The sequence below is a fragment of the Salicibibacter kimchii genome, assembly GCF_003336365.1.
GTDB lineage: Bacteria > Bacillota > Bacilli > Bacillales > Marinococcaceae > Salicibibacter > Salicibibacter kimchii.
Window position 1 is genome coordinate 1,269,022 of the sequence record NZ_CP031092.1, and the last position, 21,661, is coordinate 1,290,682.

The following is a 21,661-nucleotide window of genomic DNA, read 5'->3' on the forward strand; positions in this document are numbered from 1 at the left end:
ACGTGGGGATGACAGCCTTAGCTATTACGTTTCGTACGTTTGAAAAGCAAGCGTCGCGTTGTGGCCCCCAAAGCCAAAGGAATTGGTGATAGCGACTTTTGCGTCAATTTGTTTCTTTTCGTTTGCTGCGTAGTCAAGATCGCATTTTGGGTCAGGGTTGCGTAAATTGACGGTTGGCGGTGCAACCTGATCAACGAGCGACTGTATAGTAAAGATGGCTTCAACGGCGCCTGTAGACCCCAGTAAATGCCCTGTCATTGATTTCGTGGAACTGACGACAAGTTCATGGGCATGATCGGAAAAGACATGTTTAATTGCGGTCGTTTCGTATTCATCATTGTACGGGGTGCTCGTACCGTGTGCATTAATGTAGCCGACGTCTGTGTTTTCAATTGCTCCGTCGGAAAGCGCCTGTGCCATTGCTCTCGCTGCACCTTCTCCATCCGGCGCAGGTGCTGTCATGTGGTAGGCATCTCCGGTTGAACCATAGCCGATCACTTCCGCGTAAATGTCTGCCCCCCGGGCTTCTGCAGATTCCAACGATTCCAAAATAAGAATACCGGCACCTTCGCCCATGACAAATCCGTCCCGCTCAGCGTCAAACGGGCGTGAAGCCGTCGCAGGGTCATCGGACGTTGTTATCGCTTTGGCCGCTGAAAAACCGGCGATCGCCATATTCGTAATCGGCGCTTCCGTTCCACCGGTGATCATGGCGTCCGCGTCGCCTCTTTGAATGACCTTGAACGCATCGCCAATGGAATTCGTTCCCGATGCACAAGCGGTAACGCTGCAAGAGTTTATCCCTTTTGCACCGGTAAAAATCGATACTTGTCCGGAAGCCATGTCCGGGATCATCATTGGGACGAAAAACGGGCTTACTCGTCTCGGTCCTTTTTCGGTGAGTTGTTTGAATTGTTTTTCATAAGTTTCCATGCCCCCGATTCCTGAACCTATCCAGACACCGACGCGATCGGCATTTTCATCTGTGATCTTAAAGTCGGCATCTTCGAGGGCCATATATGCAGAAGCAACGGCGTAATGGGTAAACCGGTCCATTTTCCGGGCATCTTTTCGATCCAAATAGTCTTCTGCTTCGAATCCTTTGACTTCACCCGCAACATTAATGGGAAATTGTTCTGCACTCAACCTCGTCACCGGACCGATGCCCGTCTCCCCTGCAAGCGCGTGTTTCCAGGACTCGTCCACATGATTCCCGAGCGGGTTCACCGTCCCCATGCCCGTGACTACGACACGATGTTTCATCTTCATTCTCTCCTTTTAAAAACTTGGCCTAGTACCGATGACGAAGGCTATCAATCGTCTTAGCGCCAAGTTTCGTAAATTGTGCGGATCGGTCTAACGTCCCCAGCGAAGAGCGATGCCGCCCCATACAAGACCGGAGCCGAATCCGACCATCACGACTAAATCTCCATCTTTTATTTTACCACGATTTAAGTCTTCCACAAGAGCAATAGGAATCGAAGAAGAGGACGTATTTCCATATTTTTGTACGGTCGTTGCCATTTTTTCTTTTGGTAATTCCAAACGTTCCCTGGCCGCTTCCATGATACGGATATTCGCTTGGTGGGGAACGAGATAGTCGACATCATCTTTCGTAAGATTGGCCTTTTCAAGCAAATTCATACATGTATCGCCCATCTGGCGAACGGCGAACTTGAACACCTCTCGTCCATTCATATAGAGATAAGGATTCGCCATAATATGGGGCGCTCCGCTGCCATCTGATCCCAATTCAAAGGAGAGCAATCCGCGGTCGTTGCCAACGGGTCCGATGACCGCCGCTCCGGCACCATCCCCAAAGAGAACAGCTGTATTCCGATCGGTAAAATCCGTTACCTTTGATAATTTTTCCGCACCGACGATGAGGATCCGTTCATAAGCTCCGGTAGATATGAATTGGCTGGCGGTGACGACTCCGTACGCAAATCCGGCACAAGCGGCACCGATATCCATCGCCGCTGCCTTATGCGCGCCGAGACGATCTTGAATCATAGAGGATACAGATGGAAAAGGATAATCACCGGTGACAGACGCGACAATAATCAGATCCAGATCCTCGGCCTTTTCCTCGGCGTGTTCAAGGGCGCGAACAGCAGCAAAATAAGACATGTCTGAGGTGTCCACGTCATCATCTGCAAAAACTCGCCGCTCGATTCCTGTACGGGTCCGAATCCATTCATCACTCGTATCCAAGGTCTTTTCGAAATCTTTATTTGTAACTTCTTTCCCTTCAACAAAACTTCCGATTCCATAGATGCCCGCTTGTCGCATACAAATTCCCCTCCTGTTTGGTTGGCTTTTGAAATATTGCTTCGTATTATGACCTAGTACTAATATTATCCCATTTCCATCGTTTCCGCAATAGAAAAAACCGTGCCCATCCGAGGAAATGGACACGGTTTCTTTTTATCGCGGGGAGCCCGAAGCACTTCCATACGGACCATACGGCGGAAGTGGGTAACTGCCGTACCCCGGTGAAGACCCGGAGGAACCAGCACCACCGTATCCCGGAAAAGCTCCGTAACCGGGATCCCCACCATAGACCGGCCCGTAGGTCGGCCCAAAACTTGGACCGTAACTTGGCCCATACTGGGGGCCGTACTGGGGACCATAACTAATCGGGGGAGGGGCGCCATACCCGGTGCCATAACCACCACCGAATCCCCCACCGGCTAACAACGGCCCCGTCGCAAGTCCGGCAACAAATGGCAGAAAAAATCCAATGCGTTCTTCACCTGAGGGTGTAGATGTCGGATAAGTGGCATACCCATCTGCTCGATATGATGCCGGAGAATAAATAGGTCGCATCAATCCATCTCTTCCTTTCCTGCATAGGCTACTGCATAGTCTATGGTAGCGATATAACAGATGTGCGGAGCGTTAACCATTTGCCCGTATTTTCATGTACGTATATTCTGCAAGAAGGGCAAGAGCGAGCGCCAGAAGAACAATGACCGTCTCGGCAAAAGAAGTATAGCTCGACAAGATAGAATAGACGGCGATTGCAACAAACGTAAAAATGAGTACACCTATAAGAAAATGCATAGCATCAGCTCCTAATGTAAAAAACGAAGTACCTGCGGATGAATGTCCATCAGACAATCATACGTTCTTGAATCGGATAATCACCGATAAAAGAATGCATAACGCCTACGTATGATTACCCAACATTATACCGGATAAGTAGATAAAGAGCACCATGGAGACGTTTTAAACGTTCCGAAAACAAATTCGGTCACCATGAGCCCTTCATGATGACCGAAAAAGCCGTTCCTCGCAGATTTCAGGCTTCATGAGCTCTCCATTGCAACCGATCCACCGCATTCCCATAAACTTCGGGTGCCATGCGATGAAAGGGTATCGAACCATAAACAAAAAATCCCCCGAAAGGGATTTCGTTTAACGTACCACCGCTTGCAATATCGCTTTTTGCACGTGCAGGCGGTTTTCCGCCTGGTCGAAGACGACCGAGCGCGCTCCGTCAATGACGTCGGCGCTTACCTCTTCATCGCGATGGGCAGGTAAACAATGCATGAAAATCGCTTCATCGGTTGCCTGGTCCATCAAAGCGTCAGTAACTTGATAATGTTCAAATGCTTGGTTACGGATATCTTGCTCCTTTTCTGCCCCCATGCTCACCCAGACGTCGGTATAGACGACATCAGCATGTTGCACCGCTTCGTGCGGGTCGATGACGTGTTCCACTTTGCTGCCCGTATCCTCGGCAACATCTTTTGCTTTTTCCCAAACGGCTTGATCGCCCTCGTATCCCTTTGGGGTCGACAAGGTGATATCAACGCCGAGTTTGGCGGCGATGATCATCAACGAATGGGCGACGTTGTTGCCATCACCGACGTAGACAACCTTGCGACCTTTCAGACTTCCCAAATGTTCTTGAATCGTCAACATATCGGCGAGTGCCTGGCAAGGATGATAGTCATCTGTGAGCGCGTTGATCACCGGAATATCACTCATCTCTGCAAGGCGCGTCACCATTTCATGATCGTTGGCGCGAATCATGATCGCGTCCACGTAACGGGAAAGGACACGAGCGGTATCTTCTATCGGTTCACCGCGCCCGATCTGTAAATCAGCACTGCTCAAAAACAACGCGTGGCCGCCGAGCTGCGTCATGCCTACCTCAAATGACACTCGCGTGCGCGTGGAGGCATTTTCAAAAATCATCCCAAGAGAGCGGCCGGCCAACGTTTGGTGAGGGATACCGTGTTTTTGTTTTTCTTTAAGTAGACCCGCGCTCTCCAAAAGCCCTTCAATGTCCTCCGAAGCGAAATCCACCCAGGATAATACATCTCTTCCTTTTAAAGAACCTTCGGTCCACACCTCTTCTGTTTCCATTTCCGTCACGTCCTTTGTAAATTTCGCTGCTTCCAAGTTTCAACTGCACATACGCGATGTTCATTGTCACGGGCGAAAACCAACTCGCGCAACGTTTCCGGATCGGTGACGACCATTTTTCGCTTACGCTCCGCTGCTAACCGTTCGTCTACACTTTCCCGGCTGCCTGTCGGAGGGATATTGATATAAAGCAGACCGTCCTCGTCTTCAAGCCAGCGCTCAAACGAATAGGTGGCTTTGTCATAAATGGTAAAGCCCGCTTCTTTCAACGCTTGCAACGCCGGTTCGCATGCTTCCTTTTGATCCGTTGCAATGTGGGAATAAATGCTTCCCGTTTGTTGATAAATGGCCGGGATTTTATCATCTTTCCAAGCAAATGCTTGATGCATCGCTTCTTCTTTCGTCGTACCGAAACTCAAGAGTTCGCCCGTCGATTTCATTTCCGCCCCTAATAATGGGTCCAACCCCGGTAATTTTTCCGTCGAAAACACCGGTGCTTTAACAGCGTAATAAGACGTTTCGATTGCCAAGCCCTGTTTTTCTCCAAGTACTTTCGACCAAGTTTCTCCCAGCAACAACTGAACCGCCTGATTGATCAGATTATTGCCGCTCGCCTTTGCAAAAATCGGAACCGTCCGCGAGGCACGGGGATTGATCTCAATCACATACAATGTCCCTTCCGACAAAACAAATTGAATGTTAAAAAGACCGACGAAATCGAGTTCGCGCGCGATTTTTTCCGCATACGTCACGATCCGTTGCTGATTGGCCTTTGAAAGCTCGTACGGCGGGGTGATCGCGATGGAATCGCCGGAATGAACGCCTGCTTTTTCGATATGCTCAAAAATGCCAGGGATAAATACACGATCACCGTCTGTGACGACGTCGACTTCCAGTTCTTTTCCTGCAACATACGCATCGATGAGAATTGGATAGGCAATATCGCGCTCATGCGTTTCCACGTACTCGCTTAATTGTTTTTCCGAGGTGAAAATGGACATGCCCTGTCCTCCGATGACATAGGAAGGGCGCAGCAAAACAGGGTAGCCGATTTCCCTTGCTTTTTTTATCGTATCGTTAGCATCGACGCCGGTTTGACCTGGAATATGGGCAATATCCGCTTTTTGCATAAGTTCATAAAAGCGCCCGCGATCTTCCAGTTGGTCAATGACATCAAATGGTGCACCGAACAGTTGAAGGCCGGCAGTTTCGAGCGCTTCCGTAAGCGCGATGCTTGTTTGCCCTCCAAGCTGCAACAAAACGCCTTCCACGTTTTCACGCTCAGCGACATGAATGACATCTTCGGCCGCCAGCGGTTCAAAATAAAGTTTGTCGGCGGTCTCGTAGTCCGTACTTACGGTTTCCGGATTATTATTCATCATAACCGTTTCGTAGCCGAGGTTTTTCACCGCATTAGCACCATTGACTGAACAATAATCAAACTCAATTCCCTGGCCAATGCGGATTGGCCCTGATCCAACGATTAAAATTTTCGGCTTATTACCGGCATCGGATGCTTCATCCATGCCATGGTACGTTGAATAGTAATAAGGCGTCTCCGCTTCAAATTCCCCGGCGCACGTGTCCACGATATGGTACGAGGGAGTAATTCCGTTTTGGAAACGGAAATCTCGCAATGCTTTCTCGCTAATACCCCAACGAGAGGCGAGCCAGTGATCGCTGAACCCTTCTTTTTTCCACGTCTTGAGCATGTCAGCATCAATGTGCGCAAAAGCGGTTGCTTCGACTTTTCTCTCTGAAGTGATCAAGCGTTGAAAATGATCAAGGAAAAATCGGTTGATATCCGTGAGCGCCGCCAGTTTTTCCGAGCTGTACCCACGTCTCATCAATTCAAGCAAGTAAAAGAAGCGACGATCGTCTGTATATATAATTGCCGTTTCCAGTTCAGTGGTCGATACGTCTTCGACCCCCGGCCAACGTAAACCGTCCAGCTTAATTTCCAGCGAACGCACTGCTTTTTGGATTGCCCCTTGCATGTTTCGTTCAATGGCCATCACTTCGCCGGTCGCTTTCATCTGGGTCCCGAGGGTGCGATCCGCGTCCTTGAATTTGTCAAACGGCCAGCGGGGAAATTTCACGATGACATAATCAAGAGCAGGTTCAAAACTCGCGTACGTGTGGGCCGTCACCGGGTTTTTCAGTTCATGCAGTCCGTATCCGAGGCCGACTTTCGCCGCGAGGCGGGCAATGGGGTATCCGGTTGCCTTGGAAGCAAGCGCGGAAGAACGGCTGACGCGCGGGTTCACCTCGATTAAATAATACTGGTCACTGTACGGGTCAAGGGCGAACTGAATATTGCATCCTCCTACAATGCCGAGGGCGCGAATCACTTTGATCGAAGCCGTGCGCAACATCTGATAATCGCGGTCGCTCAACGTCTGGGATGGAGCGACAACGATGGAGTCCCCGGTATGGATACCGACAGGATCAATATTTTCCATATTGCATACCGATATGCACGTATCGTTGGCATCACGCATGACTTCGTACTCGATTTCCTTGAAGCCGGCGATGCTTTTTTCCACGAGGCATTGGTTAATAGGACTAGCATCAAGTCCACCGGAGACGATCGTTTCAAGTTCCGTTTCATTGCCGGCGACGCCACCACCACCACCGCCAAGCGTATAGGCCGGACGGACAATAATCGGGTAGCCAACGCCCTTGCCAAAATCAATCGCTTCTTTTCCCGACGTAACGATCGTACTTTCCGGCACAGGTTCGTTTAATTCATGCATCAAATTACGAAAGGCTTCACGGTCTTCGCCCTGTTGAATGGAGGCCATCGGAGTGCCGAGCAATTTCACCCCACTTCGATCCAACAGGCCGGACTCATAAGCAGAAAGAGCCAGGTTCAGACCTGTTTGCCCGCCCATCGTCGCGAGCAATCCGTCCGGTTGTTCTTTTTCAAGGACGAGCGTTAACGTCTCGAGCGTGAGCGGTTCAAAATAAACTTTGTCCGCGCACGTTTCATCGGTCATGACGGTTGCCGGATTGTTGTTAACGAGCACGACTTCACAACCTTCTTCCCGCAAGGCTAAGCATGCTTGCGTCCCGGCGTAGTCAAACTCTGCCGCTTGCCCGATCACGATCGGCCCCGAACCGAGCACAAGGATTTTTCTTAGGTGTGTTTTCTTAGGCATGGACGCTCACTTCTTTCTCCTTGGCAATCATACGAAAAAATGTTGAAAATAAATGCCGACTATCGCTCGGCCCCGGGTGTGCTTCCGGGTGATACTGAACGGACTGGATCGGCAAACGCCCGTGGGCAAGCCCCTCGATCGATTCGTCATTCACATTGACGTGCGTGACCTCGAGTTCCGTTTCTTTTAGAGAGGCGCGATCAACCACGTAACTGTGATTTTGAGCGGTCATATCGACCCTCCCCGTTCGTTTGTCAATGACAGGTTGATTAGGGCCGCGATGACCGAACGCCAATTTCGTTGTATCCCCACCGAACGCAAGCGCGATCAGTTGGTGGCCGAGGCAAATGGCAAACGTCGGATACTGCATGATCGCCGCTTTAATGGTCGGGAGTTGCGCTTGTAATTGCTTCGGATTTCCGGGTCCATTGGATAAAAGCAATCCATCAGGCTCAAGTTCTTCAATCGTCGAGAGCGTTGTGTCATAAGGAACGACAGTTACTTTGGCACCGTGGGCACAAAGCGCATCAACCATTGCCTTTTTGTGGCCGAAATCAATGAGCACGATATGGGTATCTCCCGAGCCGAATGATTCTATCTTTTGCGTAGATACCTCTTTGATAAGTGCCTTTTCTTCCATGGGAGTTATGTTTTCCCATGTCACCGCCTCAGGATCCGTCGTAATGACCGCCTCCACTGCGCCTGAAGTGCGAATGCGTTTCACAAGCGCGCGAGTATCCACATCTGTCAAAATGGGAGCCCCTCCAGCGCGGGAAACAAGCGTTTCTTTTGATTGATAATGATACCCAGCCGAGGAACATTCTCCTATCACTAACGCGCGAGGCTGCCATTCTTCGCTCTGCGTTGCATCGCTGATTCCATAGTTACCGATGAGCGGATAAGTGAAAACGACGATTTGGCCGCGGTACGACGGGTCGGTTGCGACGTCCTCATAGCCTGTCATGCCTGTAAAAAATACCGTTTCTCCATGCACATCCGTCGCGGTTGATGCCCCTAGCAACTGCCCCGGAAAAACATCGCCGTTTTCTAATACCAAGTACCCTTTCATCGTAACTCTCTCCTTTACGACTTCGTTTTCGCCGTTTCTTTTATTGCTTCCATAACTATGTCCAACCCTTGCGCCAACCGTTCTTCGCTGATCGTTAACGGCGGAAGCAATCGGATCACTTTTTCGCCGGCCGGCAAGGCGACGGCCCCTTTTTCCTGCATTTTTGTCAGGATTGGGGCCACCGGCTCTTCGCAAGCAATGCCGATCATCAAACCGTTACCGCGAACCTCGGTGACAATATCGCTAGCTTCGCATTGGTTGCGTAAGTGCTGAAACGCCTGCTTGCTTTTAGCTTCAACCTCGGACAACAGTCCAGGCGTGTTCAATACGTGTAACGTCGCGTGGACGGCTGCCATCGCGAGCGGGTTGCCACCCAGCGTTGTGCCGTGACTTCCGGGACCGAAATAGGGTTGCAAATCTTCCCTTCCCATCATCGCGGCAACCGGAAAACCGTTTCCAAGCCCTTTTGCGACGGTGACCATATCCGGGTCCAACCCAAATTTCTGATAGGAAAACCGTTCCCCGGTCCTTCCCATTCCTGTTTGAATCTCGTCAATGATCAGCAGTGCCCCGTGCGCTTTCGCCAACGCCTCCACTTTTTCTAAAAACGCCTGTGCTCCGGGGATAACCCCGCCTTCTCCTTGGATCGTTTCCACGATGACAGCGGCTGTATCGCTAGTAATATATTTTTCCGTTTGCGCGTAGTCATTGTAGGGCGCGTACGTGAAACCGCCCGGAAGCGGCGCGTATCCTTCGTGTATTTTCGTTTGACCGGTAGCAGCCATGCTTCCGTACGTTCGGCCATGAAACGATTGGGTGAAAGAAACGATTTCTTCTCTTCCCGTCGCTTTCCTTGCCAGCTTGATCGCCGCTTCATTGGCCTCGGTTCCGCTGTTGGCGAAAAAGACTCGCTGAAGACCCGTCATAGTCGTCAATTGAGTAGCAACTTCTTCTTGCTGCTTATATTGAAAAAAATTCGATCCGTGCCAACCTCGGTGCAGTTGTTTTTCAACTGCATCGACGATTTCCGGATGGTTATGCCCCATATTCACCGTTCCAATACCGCTCATCAGATCGATAAATTCCCGGCCATCGGCTGTGGTGATCGTGTCCCCGCTTGCCGATTCGAACGTTAAATCCCAGCGTTTATAAGTAGGAAAGAGGCGCGTGCTCATCTTTTTCACCTTCCATTGTTTTCACGATAGTTGTTCCGCCGCTTCCCGGTTGATTGCCTTCGCCGTCAATGATCGTTACCCTTTGGACAGAGGTTCCCCCAAGCACTTGCAACGCCGCCTTCACTTTTGGGATCATTCCACCGTACACCGTTTCGTCAGCGATCATTTTTTGGATGTCGGTTTCAGTGACATAGGGAAGAACCTCGCCGTTTTGTAAAATACCGGGAACATTCGTGACGAACATTACTTCTTCCGCTCCCAGGCTTTCCGCATAATGGGCGGCTGCCGTGTCCGCGTTCATATTCAATCGAACCCCATTTTCTCCGGCTACGAGCGGGGAAATGACGGGAATAAGGCCAATGGCGGTCACTTGCTGAAGGAGCGATGGATCTACATGTACGGCTTCGCCCACGAGCCCGAGTTTTTCTTCATCGAGAAGTTTCGCTTTGATCATCGGTCCATCGCACCCGGATAACCCGATCGTTTGTACACCCGCTGCTTGTAGCTTTGCGCATATCATGGGGTTGACCTTGCCGTTAAACACCATATCTGCAACGTCCAATACGTCTTGTGTCGTCCGCCGCAACCCATCTACAAATGTTGATTCCACCTGCATTAAATCAAGCATTTCATTCACCGCACGGCCGCCACCGTGAACGATGACCGGCGTTTTTCCTTGGTCGGCCAAGCGGGCAACGCGTGCATAAAATTCATCGGATAGAGCATCGACCGTAGCCCCGCCGCATTTTACGACGACAAACTGATTCATGTCCGATACCCCGCGTTAATGCGGACATAATCATACGTTAAATCGCATCCCCACGCCTTTCCGCTGCTATCGCCAATATGAAGATCGACTTCAATGAAAACCTCGTCTTGCTCAAGATGGGCGGTGACCGCTTCTTCGGAAAAATCGACAGGCTCGCTTTGCGACAACGTCAAGTGTGGGCCGATGGCAATATCGATCGTTTCCGGATCAATCGTTACGCCACTGTACCCAATCGCGCAAATGATCCTTCCCCAATTGCCATCGGTTCCGAAAACCGCCGTTTTTAAAAGATCGGAGCCGACGATTTGTTTGGAAATTTTGCCTGCGTCTTCAGCCGTCGGTGCCCCTTTCACGTTCACCTCTACGAGCTTTGTCGCTCCCTCGCCGTCACGGGCGATCTGTTTGGATTGCGCTTCACAAACACATTCAAGCGTCTGAATAAAGTGGGCCCAATCCGGATGCCCAGGGTGCAATGGTTTATTTTCGGCTTTCCCACTCGCGAGCGTTAACACCATATCGTTCGTCGACGTGTCTCCATCAATCGTAATGCGGTTATACGTGCGATCGGTGATTTCCGATAGTGCCTGTTGCAAGTGTTCCGGTGCGATGGCCGCATCGGTTGTGACAAAACTGAGCATCGTTGCCATATTGGGATGTATCATGCCGGAGCCTTTGGCCACCCCGCCGATATGAATCGTTTTTCCGTCAATTTCGGTGGCATAACACGTTTCTTTCGTACATGTATCGGTCGTTAGAATCGACTCGGCAAACGCGTTGGAACTTGCGGCGGTTGCTTCCGGTTGCAATGCTTCGATCCCGGGAAGGATTTTTTCCATTTGCACACGCTCGCCGATCGTGCCTGTCGAAGAGACCGCAACGTCCCGGGGATCCAGACCAAATGTTTTCGCCGTTTTATCTCGCATTTCGTAGGCGTCGGCAACACCGACTTTCCCCATGACAGCGTTCGCCTGGCCGCTGTTCACGATCACCGCACGCAGCGTTCCTCCCTCGGCAATGCTCTCTCTCGTTACGTCAAGCGGTGCCGCTTGAATTTGGTTTAACGTGTACACAGCTGCCGCCGATGCGGGCACATCGCAGACGATAACGCCTAAATCTTTTCGTTTTCGTTTCACTTTTGCATGCAATCCTGTCGCTTTAAAACCGAGCGGCGTATGCACACTTCCGTCTGTCACTCTATGCATTTGACCGCTTGTTGTCGTGCTGCTCGCCATGTTCTTCCCCTCCTATTATGGATAAATCGGAAATAATTCCAGCCCTTCCGCCGCTTCAAAACCGTTCATGAGGTTGGCGTTTTGGATTGCCTGACCTGCTGCGCCTTTCACAAGATTATCTATCACAGAAACGATAGTGAGACGATTCGTTCGCGCGTCATAATCTAGAAAAATATCACAGTAATTGCTGCCGTAGACTTCTTTTGTCGCTGGAAATCCATTTTCCCGCACACGGACGAAGGGATGGCCTTCATATGCAGCTTTGTATACTTCGATCCATTCCTGTGCGCTCGAATCTGATGTGCATGTCGCGTACATCGTTGCCATAATTCCTCTACTCATCGGAACGAGATGCGGGGTAAAAGTTACTGCCCCCGCTTCTTCATTCCAATCGGAGAGTTGTTGCTCAATTTCCGGCGTATGCTTATGTTCATTCACCTTGTATATTTTCATAGATTCATTCATTTCGCTGAAGTGCGTCGTCGCAGATGGATTTTTCCCGGCACCGGTCGTACCTGTTTTCGCATCAATGATGACCGATTTCATGTCAATACCATTATTTTTTACGGCCGGCGCGAGACCGAGAAGAATCGCCGTCGGGTAACAGCCCGGATTCGCGACGATTTTCGCTTTGCTGACCTTTTCCCCATTCCATTCCGATAATCCATACACCGCTTGCCGGGTGATCGTAGCATCAGCTGCCTCTTGCCCGTACCACGCTTCGTATACACTTGCGTCTTTTATTCGTAAATCCCCGGAAAGGTCAACGATAGCCGCTGATCCTTCCAGCAGATCGCCGGCAAGGTTCGCTGCCACCCCGGGCGGCGCGGATAAAAAAACGACATCGTATTCATTTGCTAATCTTTTCGTATCCAGCGGTTGCAAAATGCCTTTATACACTTCCTGAAGATGAGGATAGGTGGACGTTAAAGGCGCTTCCGCCTGCGTGGAGGAGAACACCGAGACCTCCGTGACATGCCGGTGCTGCCGCAGTAACCTGATTAATTCAATGCCTCCGTATCCTGTTGCCCCGACAATTGCCACTCTCATAATGTTGCACCCCGCTTAATATTTATGCATTATCGTGCATTCATTGTAACGGTGTATAAACATAAATTCAAGTGTATTTTTATAATTTTATGTGCCATAAAAAAATCCCATCCCACGTGGACAGTGGAATGGAATCGTATTAACGATGGTCCCATTGAAGAGATACATACAATTTCAAGCCTGTCATGCCCGAATATATACTTCTCCTTTCATTATTAGCCGGGCTGTTCTATCTAACCCTACTGAAGAAATATCATCTTCGTCGGAGAGAGCGACCATCACCTCTGCGATCCCGTCCGGATGACCAATCCGTACAACCCCGCTTTGTTTGGCATTGGCGAGTCGGTTGGGAATCGTACCTGGAAGGAGGATCGATGCAGCAAGATTATACAAACCACTTCCGGCAAACGTTCGATGTACCTTGCCCATCGATATCATTTTAGCCGTGACATCGATGTCTTTTTCGTTAATCGTCGTTCCCGATGTTGAAACGTACGTCTGTGGAGGTGCAACGAGCGTAATTTTCGGGACAGCAGGCGTTTTGCGCGCATTTTCAACAGTCTCCTCCATGCCGGAGGAAACGGATGCTTTGGCTCGAACGGTTTCCAATGCAGCTAACAACTCCCCATTTTCGCTAATTTCGGCATTGCTTTCCGTCCCATCCAGATGAAAAGTGCTCGCTTCCAAGTGGACGAAGGGGTTAACAAGGTCTACGAATGAATAATTCCGGTCATTCTCCTTATATATACTTCCAAGCGGTAAGGTTTCACCGGTCTTCCCACCTCCGGGATCGAGAATATGGACGGCATATTTGGCCCCTGGTCTTACGGTTCCTGGCATTTGATAGGCACCTTGCACTTGAGCGACCCCGTTTTCGACCGGCACTTGAATCGAAATCATTTTTTCGATATTTGTATTGAATGCCTGAATGGCCATCCCTTCCTTATGGGAAGGGTCTACTAAGTTTTCATCAACGGCAAACGCACCAACAGCAGCCATTAAGTTCCCGCAAGTTCCCTTATCATCAACAATTTCTTGCCCGATTCCAATTTGGTAAAACGTATAATTTATATCTGCATCCTCCTGTTTGGACGGGGCAATCACGACAACTTTGCTCGTATGGCTTGTCCCGCTGCCAAGGCCATCGATTTGCGATGGATTATATGCATCTATCGCCTCCAGGAAAACGCGATGTTTTTCCCGTTGATTCGCCGGCAAGTCTTTTTCATGAAAAAATAGACCACGGCTCGTTCCTCCTCGATAAATACAACACGGAATCGCATATTGTGCCATCAGCCACCCTCCTATGCCCCCATTGTGTTTCAAACGATTGGCGTGTTTTTAATTTTATCCAAGAAGGGAAACAAGCCACAATGAACAGAAGGTCTGTTTCTGTTCCCGTGCTTGCTTCGGCTTCCCAGCCCAGCTTTGTTCTCTTTTAATGCCGATGCCGCCTTCCCTTCGACATATTCGCTGCTCTTCGCTCTCTTTCCATGCCAACCTCGTACATGTTTCGAATTATGACCTAGTTTCCTCGTTTATGTCGATGATAGAACACGCGTTCAACGTTCGCATCAATTTCGATCGATCATTTACGCCCTTTTTCAAGGTCCGCGAGTATGGAAAGAATTTCGGAAACACACCATTAGCAACAACAACTGCAACAAGGTCAATGCTCTACCCTATCACTTAAATAGTAAAGATGCCCATGAAGTAAGCAATAACGAGTAAAACAATGCTGAAACCCCACAACCAGAAAAAAGAATACTTAATGTGCTGTCCCATGTTAGCGCCGGCAAGTCCAATGGCAAGCCATACGGCCGGGGCAAATGGGCTGACAAACGTACCGATGACATTTCCGATTATCATTGCGTAAGCAGTGGAAGCAGACGATACGCCAAATTCAGCGGCAGTTGCTTCTACGATCGGAAGTATCGCGAAATAGTAGGCATCCGTACTCGTCAATAAATCCATCGGTACACCAAGTACACCAACGATAACGTGTATAAAAGGACCGACAGCGGCAGGGAGAATGCTAACCATAGCCAAAGCAATAGAGTCCAACATCCCTGATTCATTCAAGACCCCGAGAAAGACACCGGCGGCCAGAATGACTGCAGCCATCATCAAGGCAGCAGGTGCATGCGCGCGCACACGCCCCATTTGATCGCTAACTTTTGGATAGTTAATCGGCAAGGCTATCGCTACACCAAGCATAAACGCAAACTCAGGGGGAACAATATCAAAAAGCATGACACCGACGACCGCAAGGGTAAGCGCGAAGTTGATCCAAATCATCGCGGGGTGCTTCACAGGCTTTTCCTCAGCCGCTGCTGCCACCTCTGCTTGTTTTTTGGAAAAATCATCAGCAATCGATTGAACATTCACACTGTCATTACGCTCAATCTCACCATTCTCTATACGCTTGTCAATCCGTTTCTTTTCTCGTATACCCAGGAGAGCGGCAAACCCAAGGACGAGAATAAAGCCAACGATTTGTAAAGGAATCAATGGATACCATAGTTGATTGAGGTCGGCGTCAAGCACAGAGGCCGTTCGGGCCATCGGCCCTCCCCAAGGGACCATATTCATGATGGCAGCACTTAACGAAACGATAAGCAGTAGTAAATATTTGCTCATGTTGAGCTCTTTATATAAAGGAAGGAGTGCCGGAATCGTCAAAAGAAACGTTGTGGCACCGGCTCCATCAAGATGTGCAAATGTTCCGATCACTGCTGTACCGACCGCGACAATGATAACATTCCCTTTTGTGAGGAGTATCATTCCCCGAACAAGCGGGTTAAATAAACCACTATCTTGCATAATCCCAAAGAATATAATGGCAAAGATAAACATGATGACGACGTTCATCACCTGATCGGCGCCAGAGGCAAAGAACTCCCGTAACTCATCGAACCCGAATCCAACAAGCAATGCACCGAGCACCGGGATAAGTGTCATTCCTACAATTGGACTGACCTTTCCCCATATGAGCAACCCGACAATCGTAAGAATAATCGCTAATCCTACGATCGTCAGTACAACTGAAAAATCTTGTTCCATCTCTTATTCACTCCCTCAAACCCTACTATCTTGAAAACATCCTGCAAGCGGATACATTTCCCATTTAAAAAAGCTCATGTAATCCCTATGATATATCTATTAGATTAGAGCCCATTTAATAAATCCAAATCTAGCATATATAGAGATAATATATAAATATTGTTCTCAAAAGCATTATAATGTTTATTTTGTTGATTTTGTTTATTTTGTTCACGTGCGCGGCGTAGGTTTTTTTATCGATTTTAATGGGAAGCCTTTCTTTTTTCGCAGACGACACCGACAACGTCGTACAACCGGACATTTCCATTCTTTACGATCCCGACAAGTTGGACCATATAGGGTGCAACGACAACCCGGATTTGATTGTGGAAGTGTTGTCTCCGTCAACGGCAAAACACGACCGCCTCCGCAAATTTGAGCTGATGAACAAGATGGCGTACAGGAATATTGGATCGTGGATATAAGCAATGAAACCGTCGAAGTGCTTTCGTTAAATCATGGACAATATGAAAGGGATAACGTGTATGGAAAGGAGGATGAGGTATTCACCATTTTGTTTGATTCTTTTTCACTGACAGACGGTGTTTGGATGAACCATACCGCGAGCAAAATTTCTGCTTTTCACGTTCACAGAAAAAATTAAAAATGGTTCAATCATCGTTTTTTGATGATCGGAACCATTTTAGGTTTGGATGATTGTCATCATTTATGAAAAACACTGCCACAAAAGAACTGGAAAAGTGGGGCTCTTTAAGTGATCCTTTTGTTTTCCTGTAAAACGTAATGTAACCCAAAAAACAAAACCGTGATGAACATAAGGATCATGGAAAGGCCATACCAACCGGCTGTAAAACTACCGGTGATATCTGTCATCAGGCCGAATAAAGGTGGTCCAAGTATAGTCCCCCAAGAACCAATGCTCATACTAAAACCACTTGCGAGGCCAGAATGTTTCAGGGTCACAAGTTCAGTGGTGGCATTCATCCACAAACCATTAAACCCGGACACACAGAATCCAAAAACAAACGAAAGCAATGCAACATAGATGAAAGGTACGCCGGAAGGAAAAGCCCCCATTATAACAGCTGATACCGTCGACAAAAGAGCGATCATACACAGCACAATCATACGATTACCCTTAAATATGCGGTCACTAATCGCCCCCCACCCTAAGCGACCTAATGAACCTCCTATTTCGGAAAAAACCAACAATGTACCGGCGAATACAATATGAATGCCTAGCATTTGGTTGGCATAAATAATAAGATACGTATTTAAAGACATCTGTGCAGCATTAAGTCCGACTGCACCTGAACTTACAAGCAACAAGGGGCGATTTTTCGCCATTTCAAAAAATGATTGTTTTACCTCTTTTAGACGGCTCACTCTATGCTGCTCCAATTTCGCCTGCTGACTATCCCTATACCGGGAATAACTCAAAACTCCCGCGATCAATAAAAAAATAGAGGCTCCGAAGACGACCAGACGCCATCCGTAGTTTTCTGCAAGTAACACAAGAATAAAAGCGGATAAGGCAGAGCCTACTGTCACCCCCATCTGTTTAATGCCCATGGCTGTGCCCCGGTTTCTCAGTTCAAACCAGTAAATGATGCCCCGATTCGAGGCGGGATGCATGGCCCCGTAACCGAGGCCACCGGCGATTATAAACAGAAGCATCCACACAAAACTGGATGTTAAGCTCATAAAAAGAAAACTCAATCCAAGGCAAGATGTCAGCGCTAATATCATCGGCCTCGTTCCAAGTCGGTCCACCATAATACCGGAGGGAATGGAAGCTAAAAACTGCCCAAAAAATAATGCAGCCGGAAGTAGTCCAATCTGTGTATTTGTCAAAAGTAAATCTTCTCCAATAAATATACCCAACGGAGAAAGACCTCTCCCAACAAATGCGATCATAACCTGCGCAAACAAAAGCCACCCGAGCATATGCCAAGGGTTGATTGTATCTCTAATCTGTGCGTATTGATTGGATTCTTCTTTCATTGGTCCACCAGCTCAATTTGTACTAACCCATATGGTTATATCTATAAAACGTACAGGGTCTTACATTCCCAAGTTTTTATTTCGCCGCTGTCTCATCTTTTTAAACGCGGAAATAAACACTGGGGATAGCAATGACAATGCTGCAATCGCTAACATGGTAACCGAAATCGGATTCGTCAGGAAGACCATCCAATCACCGTTAGAAATTTGCAATGCCTGGCGCATCGATTCTTCCATAATGTCACCCAAGATAAGGGCAAGGATCATGGGAGCAGCAGGAAATCCATACAAACGCATCGCAAACCCAACCACGGCAAAAATTAACAGCAACCACAGATCAAACGTACTCAAACTTAATCCGTACACCCCTATTAAACAAAACACAATGATCAAGGACATGAGCATCGCTTTCGGAATATCCAATATTTTGGCGATGTAAGGAATTAAAGGCAGGTTAAGAATGAGAAGGAATATATTTCCTATATACATACTCGCGATCACACCCCAAAATATATCGGGATGATCTTCCAACATTAATGGCCCGGGTGTGATACCCATAACCAGAAGGGCACCCAATAAAATCGCTGTCGTACCTGAACCCGGAATGCCAAGCGTTAGCAAAGGGACGAACGAACCTCCGGAAGCAGCATTATTTGCTGCCTCGGGAGCCGCCAATCCTTTCAGGTTCCCTTTTCCAAACGTATGTTTATCTTTGGCAATACGTTTTTCCATACTATATCCGAGAAAAGAGCCAATCGTTGCACCGGCACCCGGAAGCACTCCGGTGAAAAATCCTAATATCGAACTTCTCCCGACCGGCGGGGCAATTTGTTTGATTTCCCGCTTGTTTAATTTAAGGGAACTGATTTTCTGGCGTTTACCTAAGCTTGATCCGCGTAGCAACATCATGAACACTTCTGCAAGCGCAAACAAACCTAACGCGACGATTAAAAATTCTATGCCTTCCATTAGCTGGGGAATTCCAAATGTATAACGTAAAGTGCCTGTTTGCAGATCAATGCCAACAATCGAAATCATAATTCCAATAACGGTAGCGATTAATCCTTTAACCATAGATTTGTCCGACAAGCTTACAACAAATGTTAAACCGAGAACCATCAGTGCGAAATACTCAGTTGGTCCGAAACTTACAGCTACCGCTGAAAGCATCGGCGCTAACAGCATCAACCCAATGACACTAATCGTGCCCCCGATAAAAGAGGCGTAAGCAGCGGTTGCCAATGCTTTGCCGGGTTGCCCCTTTTTGGCCAACGGATAACCATCGAAAGATGTGGCCACCGCACCGGCAACACCCGGGGCATTCAGAAGAATCGAAGACGTGGACCCTCCAAATATTGCACCATAGTAAACGCCGGCCATTAAAATTAACCCCGCTGCCGGGTCCATCCCGAACGTCACAGGGATCATTAAGGCCAGGATGCTGATCGGTCCTAAACCGGGGATCATTCCAATAACAGTGCCGGCAAAAACGCCAATCATTACAAACAATATATTTAGCGGTTCAAGCGCAACCTCAAATCCATATAATATGCTTTCCAATGTCTCCAAGCCAAGGCACCCCCTATATTGGAATGATTCCTTCAGGCAAATAGATGCCCATGAATCGAGTTAAAAGTAAATAGAAAAATAAGCTAACAGATAAAGAAACGATAAAATTGACTACATGCCTTCTATAGCCATAATAAAATGTCATGCCAAAGGTAAATAATAACGTAACAAGCAAAAACCCTAGTATTTCAAATAAAAATATATATAACGCGATCGCTACAAGCGTGACAAACACTTGCATTCTGGGTGTCGCGAATCTTTGTTTCCCTTCTTTCTGCTGTACCTGTGTTTCTTCTTCTTCTTCTTGATCCTTATATTCTTTTCTGTCGAAAAATAAGAATATAGATAATATCAGTAAAATAAACCCCAATATTTTCGGAAATAAATCTGAGTCAACCGGCCTGGGTACGGAGAAAGAAGGAATATCAAAAGCCAAGACTAGGTATCCACTCGAAAATAAAGCGAGGATGATGGCGATCATCTGATTTTCCTGTATCCATTTTTTGGCCACGGCCGAAATCCCCCTCAATAGAGAATAGGGCCTGAAATCGCATGTGCAAGATCAGGCCATTCTCGTTGTTTGTATTATTGCCCCAATAACCCTAAATCGTCCAAAATCTCTTCAAATTCCATTGCTTGTTCATCGAGGAACTCCCCGAACTCTTCACTATCTTGATACGCATCGATCCATCCGAGATCTTCAGTGGCTTCTTGCCACTCTTCCGTTTCTATCATGTCAGCAAACATTTCCTCGTAATAGCGAACGGATTCTTCAGGGATATCCCCCGGTGCCAAAACCCCGCGCCAAATATCAAATGTGTAGTCAATGCCTTCGTCGACAAGTGTCGGCACCTCCGGCAAACTATCGATCGGTTCTTCCGAAGATACAGCAAGCGCGCGCACATCGCCGCCTTGAATAGATCCACTTGCTTCTCCGGCGCCGGTAATCCCGGCATCTACCTGGCCGCCCATCACATTGGTAATAACCTCTCCGCCACCTGCGAAGGCAACATAATTTAATTGACTGGCATCTATCCCGGCTGCATCAGCAGCACCTGCCATGGAGATATGGTCCATGCTTCCCGGCGCAGAACCTCCGGCGATCGCGACGTCTTCAGGGTCTTCTTCAATGTCATCCATTAAATCATGAATCGTCTCATACTCTGAATCATCGTCGACGATAATAACCGAATAATCCGTAATCAACCTTGCCAGCGGTGTAAAATCGTTATGGTCATACTCGGACTCCCCATCCAATGGGATTAAAATCAGCGGAGGGCTCGCGGCAAACATATGATGTGGGTCACCTTCGTTAGAGGCGATTTGCGCCCAACCGACAGCGCCCCCTCCTCCTTCAACGTTTTCAACCGGCATCGGTTGCGGCGTTAGTTCGTTTTCTTCAAGAACGGTTGCGCTCGTCCGGGCCAAAGTGTCCCATCCGCCTCCGGCACCGGAAGGCGCGATGTATTGAATCGCTTCAGTAGGTTCCCAATCAGCTTCTGCTTCTTCTTCCTCTCCCTCAGCATCCACATCTTCTCCGCCGTCCTCACCTGCTTGTTCTGTCTCATCAGAGCATGCGGCAAGCGCGAATGCGAAAGCGGTTACAACTCCCGTTAAAAAAAAGCGCTTAAACAATCCTTGTGACATATTTACTAGACCCCCTAGATTAAAATATTTTACAATTTATAATCTAGCATACTTCTAATCAGAAAATAAAGATTTTATTCATAAGTAGCATTTTGTTCATTTTGTTCACATAAAATTATATTTCTTTAATGACAAGTTTTCCAGTAATCTAAAATTAGACGTGTCCATTGCCTGCTAAACCCTTGCTCGCTGCTGATATGAACAAAACTGTCAAGGATTCGCTCCTTTTTTAACTTTTTGGGCCCCCTTAATACAGAAGCATGTTCGGCTTCTTTTTTTGAGATTAACCATTTTTCCTTTTCAGCTTAACCATTACCCTTCACCTAAGCTGTCATGATAGCTGTCAAAACGAAAGGGATGGCGCTGAAATGGCGGAGACTTCTGCGGAAACACGGACGAGCCCGGTTCGTCCGAACAATAGTGCACATCAAAATCAAGTGATTCGAATCGGGCATCCTGAAGATGTTGCAGTCGTTCTTGATAAATCAGATGCCATCCGATGAGGTGGACACACCCTAAAGAAACACACCTGAGGGGTGTGTTTC

The 21,661-nt window shown here is 48.1% G+C and carries 19 protein-coding genes and 1 pseudogene; 3 read left to right on the plus strand and 17 right to left on the minus strand.

The features are described from left to right. Nucleotides 1–24 precede the first annotated feature (24 nt). The 13 genes from fabF to DT065_RS06475 all read right to left on the minus strand — a co-directional run bounded on the left by fabF (nt 25) and on the right by DT065_RS06475 (nt 15,896). Nucleotides 25–1,269 carry a beta-ketoacyl-ACP synthase II gene (fabF, locus tag DT065_RS06420; RefSeq protein ID WP_114371800.1) on the minus strand — a complete coding sequence of 415 codons (1,245 nt, stop codon included), beginning with the start codon at nt 1,267–1,269 and terminating at the stop codon, nt 25–27. An 87-nt stretch (nt 1,270–1,356) separates the two neighbouring features. Further along, complete coding sequence (locus tag DT065_RS06425) at nt 1,357–2,292, minus strand: beta-ketoacyl-ACP synthase III (RefSeq protein WP_114371802.1); 936 nt, start codon at nt 2,290–2,292, stop codon at nt 1,357–1,359. A gap of 135 nt (nt 2,293–2,427) precedes the next feature. Beyond that, nucleotides 2,428–2,832, minus strand: a complete 405-nt coding sequence (locus DT065_RS06430) for a hypothetical protein (protein ID WP_418314650.1) — start codon at nt 2,830–2,832, stop codon at nt 2,428–2,430. 69 nt (nt 2,833–2,901) lie between these two features. Continuing rightward, nucleotides 2,902–3,066 (minus strand): hypothetical protein, encoded by a 165-nt coding sequence (locus tag DT065_RS18815; protein ID WP_160112437.1) that lies wholly within the window; start codon nt 3,064–3,066, stop codon nt 2,902–2,904. A gap of 354 nt (nt 3,067–3,420) precedes the next feature. Then, a complete protein-coding gene (gene argF, locus DT065_RS06435; protein ID WP_114371806.1) occupies nt 3,421–4,377 on the minus strand; it encodes an ornithine carbamoyltransferase in 957 nt (318 codons plus the stop codon). Nucleotides 4,378–4,382: 5 nt separating this feature from the next. Continuing rightward, entirely contained in the window at nt 4,383–7,538 is a 3,156-nt protein-coding gene (gene carB / locus DT065_RS06440; protein WP_114371808.1) for a carbamoyl-phosphate synthase (glutamine-hydrolyzing) large subunit, read from the minus strand. Further along, nucleotides 7,531–8,607: a carbamoyl phosphate synthase small subunit gene (locus tag DT065_RS06445; protein WP_114371810.1), complete on the minus strand. Its 1,077-nt coding sequence runs from the start codon at nt 8,605–8,607 to the stop codon at nt 7,531–7,533. Before DT065_RS06445 ends, carB begins: the two co-directional genes overlap by 8 nt. Nucleotides 8,608–8,621: 14 nt before the next feature. Further along, nucleotides 8,622–9,782: an acetylornithine transaminase gene (gene argD, locus DT065_RS06450; protein ID WP_114371812.1), complete on the minus strand. Its 1,161-nt coding sequence runs from the start codon at nt 9,780–9,782 to the stop codon at nt 8,622–8,624. Then, a complete protein-coding gene (argB, locus tag DT065_RS06455) occupies nt 9,754–10,551 on the minus strand; it encodes an acetylglutamate kinase (RefSeq protein WP_114371814.1) in 798 nt (265 codons plus the stop codon). The genes argD and argB overlap by 29 nt, the downstream gene beginning before the upstream one ends. Then, nucleotides 10,548–11,783 (minus strand): bifunctional ornithine acetyltransferase/N-acetylglutamate synthase, encoded by a 1,236-nt coding sequence (gene argJ / locus DT065_RS06460; protein ID WP_114371816.1) that lies wholly within the window; start codon nt 11,781–11,783, stop codon nt 10,548–10,550. The genes argB and argJ overlap by 4 nt, the downstream gene beginning before the upstream one ends. A 15-nt stretch (nt 11,784–11,798) precedes the next feature. Beyond that, complete coding sequence (argC, locus tag DT065_RS06465) at nt 11,799–12,833, minus strand: N-acetyl-gamma-glutamyl-phosphate reductase (RefSeq protein ID WP_114371818.1); 1,035 nt, start codon at nt 12,831–12,833, stop codon at nt 11,799–11,801. 183 nt (nt 12,834–13,016) lie between these two features. Then, nucleotides 13,017–14,126 (minus strand): PrpF domain-containing protein, encoded by a 1,110-nt coding sequence (locus tag DT065_RS06470; RefSeq protein ID WP_114371820.1) that lies wholly within the window; start codon nt 14,124–14,126, stop codon nt 13,017–13,019. Nucleotides 14,127–14,522: 396 nt separating this feature from the next. Then, nucleotides 14,523–15,896: a CitMHS family transporter gene (locus DT065_RS06475; RefSeq protein WP_114371822.1), complete on the minus strand. Its 1,374-nt coding sequence runs from the start codon at nt 15,894–15,896 to the stop codon at nt 14,523–14,525. A 245-nt stretch (nt 15,897–16,141) separates the two neighbouring features. On the opposite strand from DT065_RS06475, the gene DT065_RS19830 reads away from it, so the two are divergent. Both DT065_RS19830 and DT065_RS19515 read left to right on the plus strand, forming a co-directional pair. After that, nucleotides 16,142–16,360, plus strand: coding sequence for a Uma2 family endonuclease (locus tag DT065_RS19830; protein ID WP_114371824.1), 219 nt, complete (start codon nt 16,142–16,144; stop codon nt 16,358–16,360). Next, a pseudogene (locus DT065_RS19515) lies at nt 16,336–16,539 on the plus strand (hypothetical protein); the annotation flags it as partial. The gene DT065_RS19830 and the pseudogene DT065_RS19515, both read left to right, overlap by 25 nt. A gap of 107 nt (nt 16,540–16,646) precedes the next feature. Here DT065_RS19515 and DT065_RS06490 read toward each other — a convergent pair. The 4 genes from DT065_RS06490 to DT065_RS06505 form a co-directional block, all read right to left on the minus strand. After that, the gene (locus tag DT065_RS06490; protein WP_114371828.1) at nt 16,647–17,900 is read right to left on the minus strand and encodes an MFS transporter; all 1,254 of its coding nucleotides are present in this window, start codon (nt 17,898–17,900) and stop codon (nt 16,647–16,649) included. Between the two features lie 60 nt (nt 17,901–17,960). Further along, complete coding sequence (locus DT065_RS06495) at nt 17,961–19,469, minus strand: tripartite tricarboxylate transporter permease (RefSeq protein ID WP_114371830.1); 1,509 nt, start codon at nt 19,467–19,469, stop codon at nt 17,961–17,963. Nucleotides 19,470–19,482: 13 nt separating this feature from the next. Beyond that, nucleotides 19,483–19,980: a tripartite tricarboxylate transporter TctB family protein gene (locus DT065_RS06500; RefSeq protein ID WP_227002746.1), complete on the minus strand. Its 498-nt coding sequence runs from the start codon at nt 19,978–19,980 to the stop codon at nt 19,483–19,485. Nucleotides 19,981–20,054: 74 nt separating this feature from the next. Next, complete coding sequence (locus DT065_RS06505; protein ID WP_114371832.1) at nt 20,055–21,116, minus strand: Bug family tripartite tricarboxylate transporter substrate binding protein; 1,062 nt, start codon at nt 21,114–21,116, stop codon at nt 20,055–20,057. Nucleotides 21,117–21,484: 368 nt separating this feature from the next. Here DT065_RS06505 and DT065_RS19580 point away from each other — a divergent pair, with 368 nt between their 5' ends. After that, complete coding sequence (locus DT065_RS19580) at nt 21,485–21,619, plus strand: hypothetical protein (RefSeq protein ID WP_257791147.1); 135 nt, start codon at nt 21,485–21,487, stop codon at nt 21,617–21,619. The last annotated feature ends 42 nt before the right edge of the window (nt 21,620–21,661 follow it).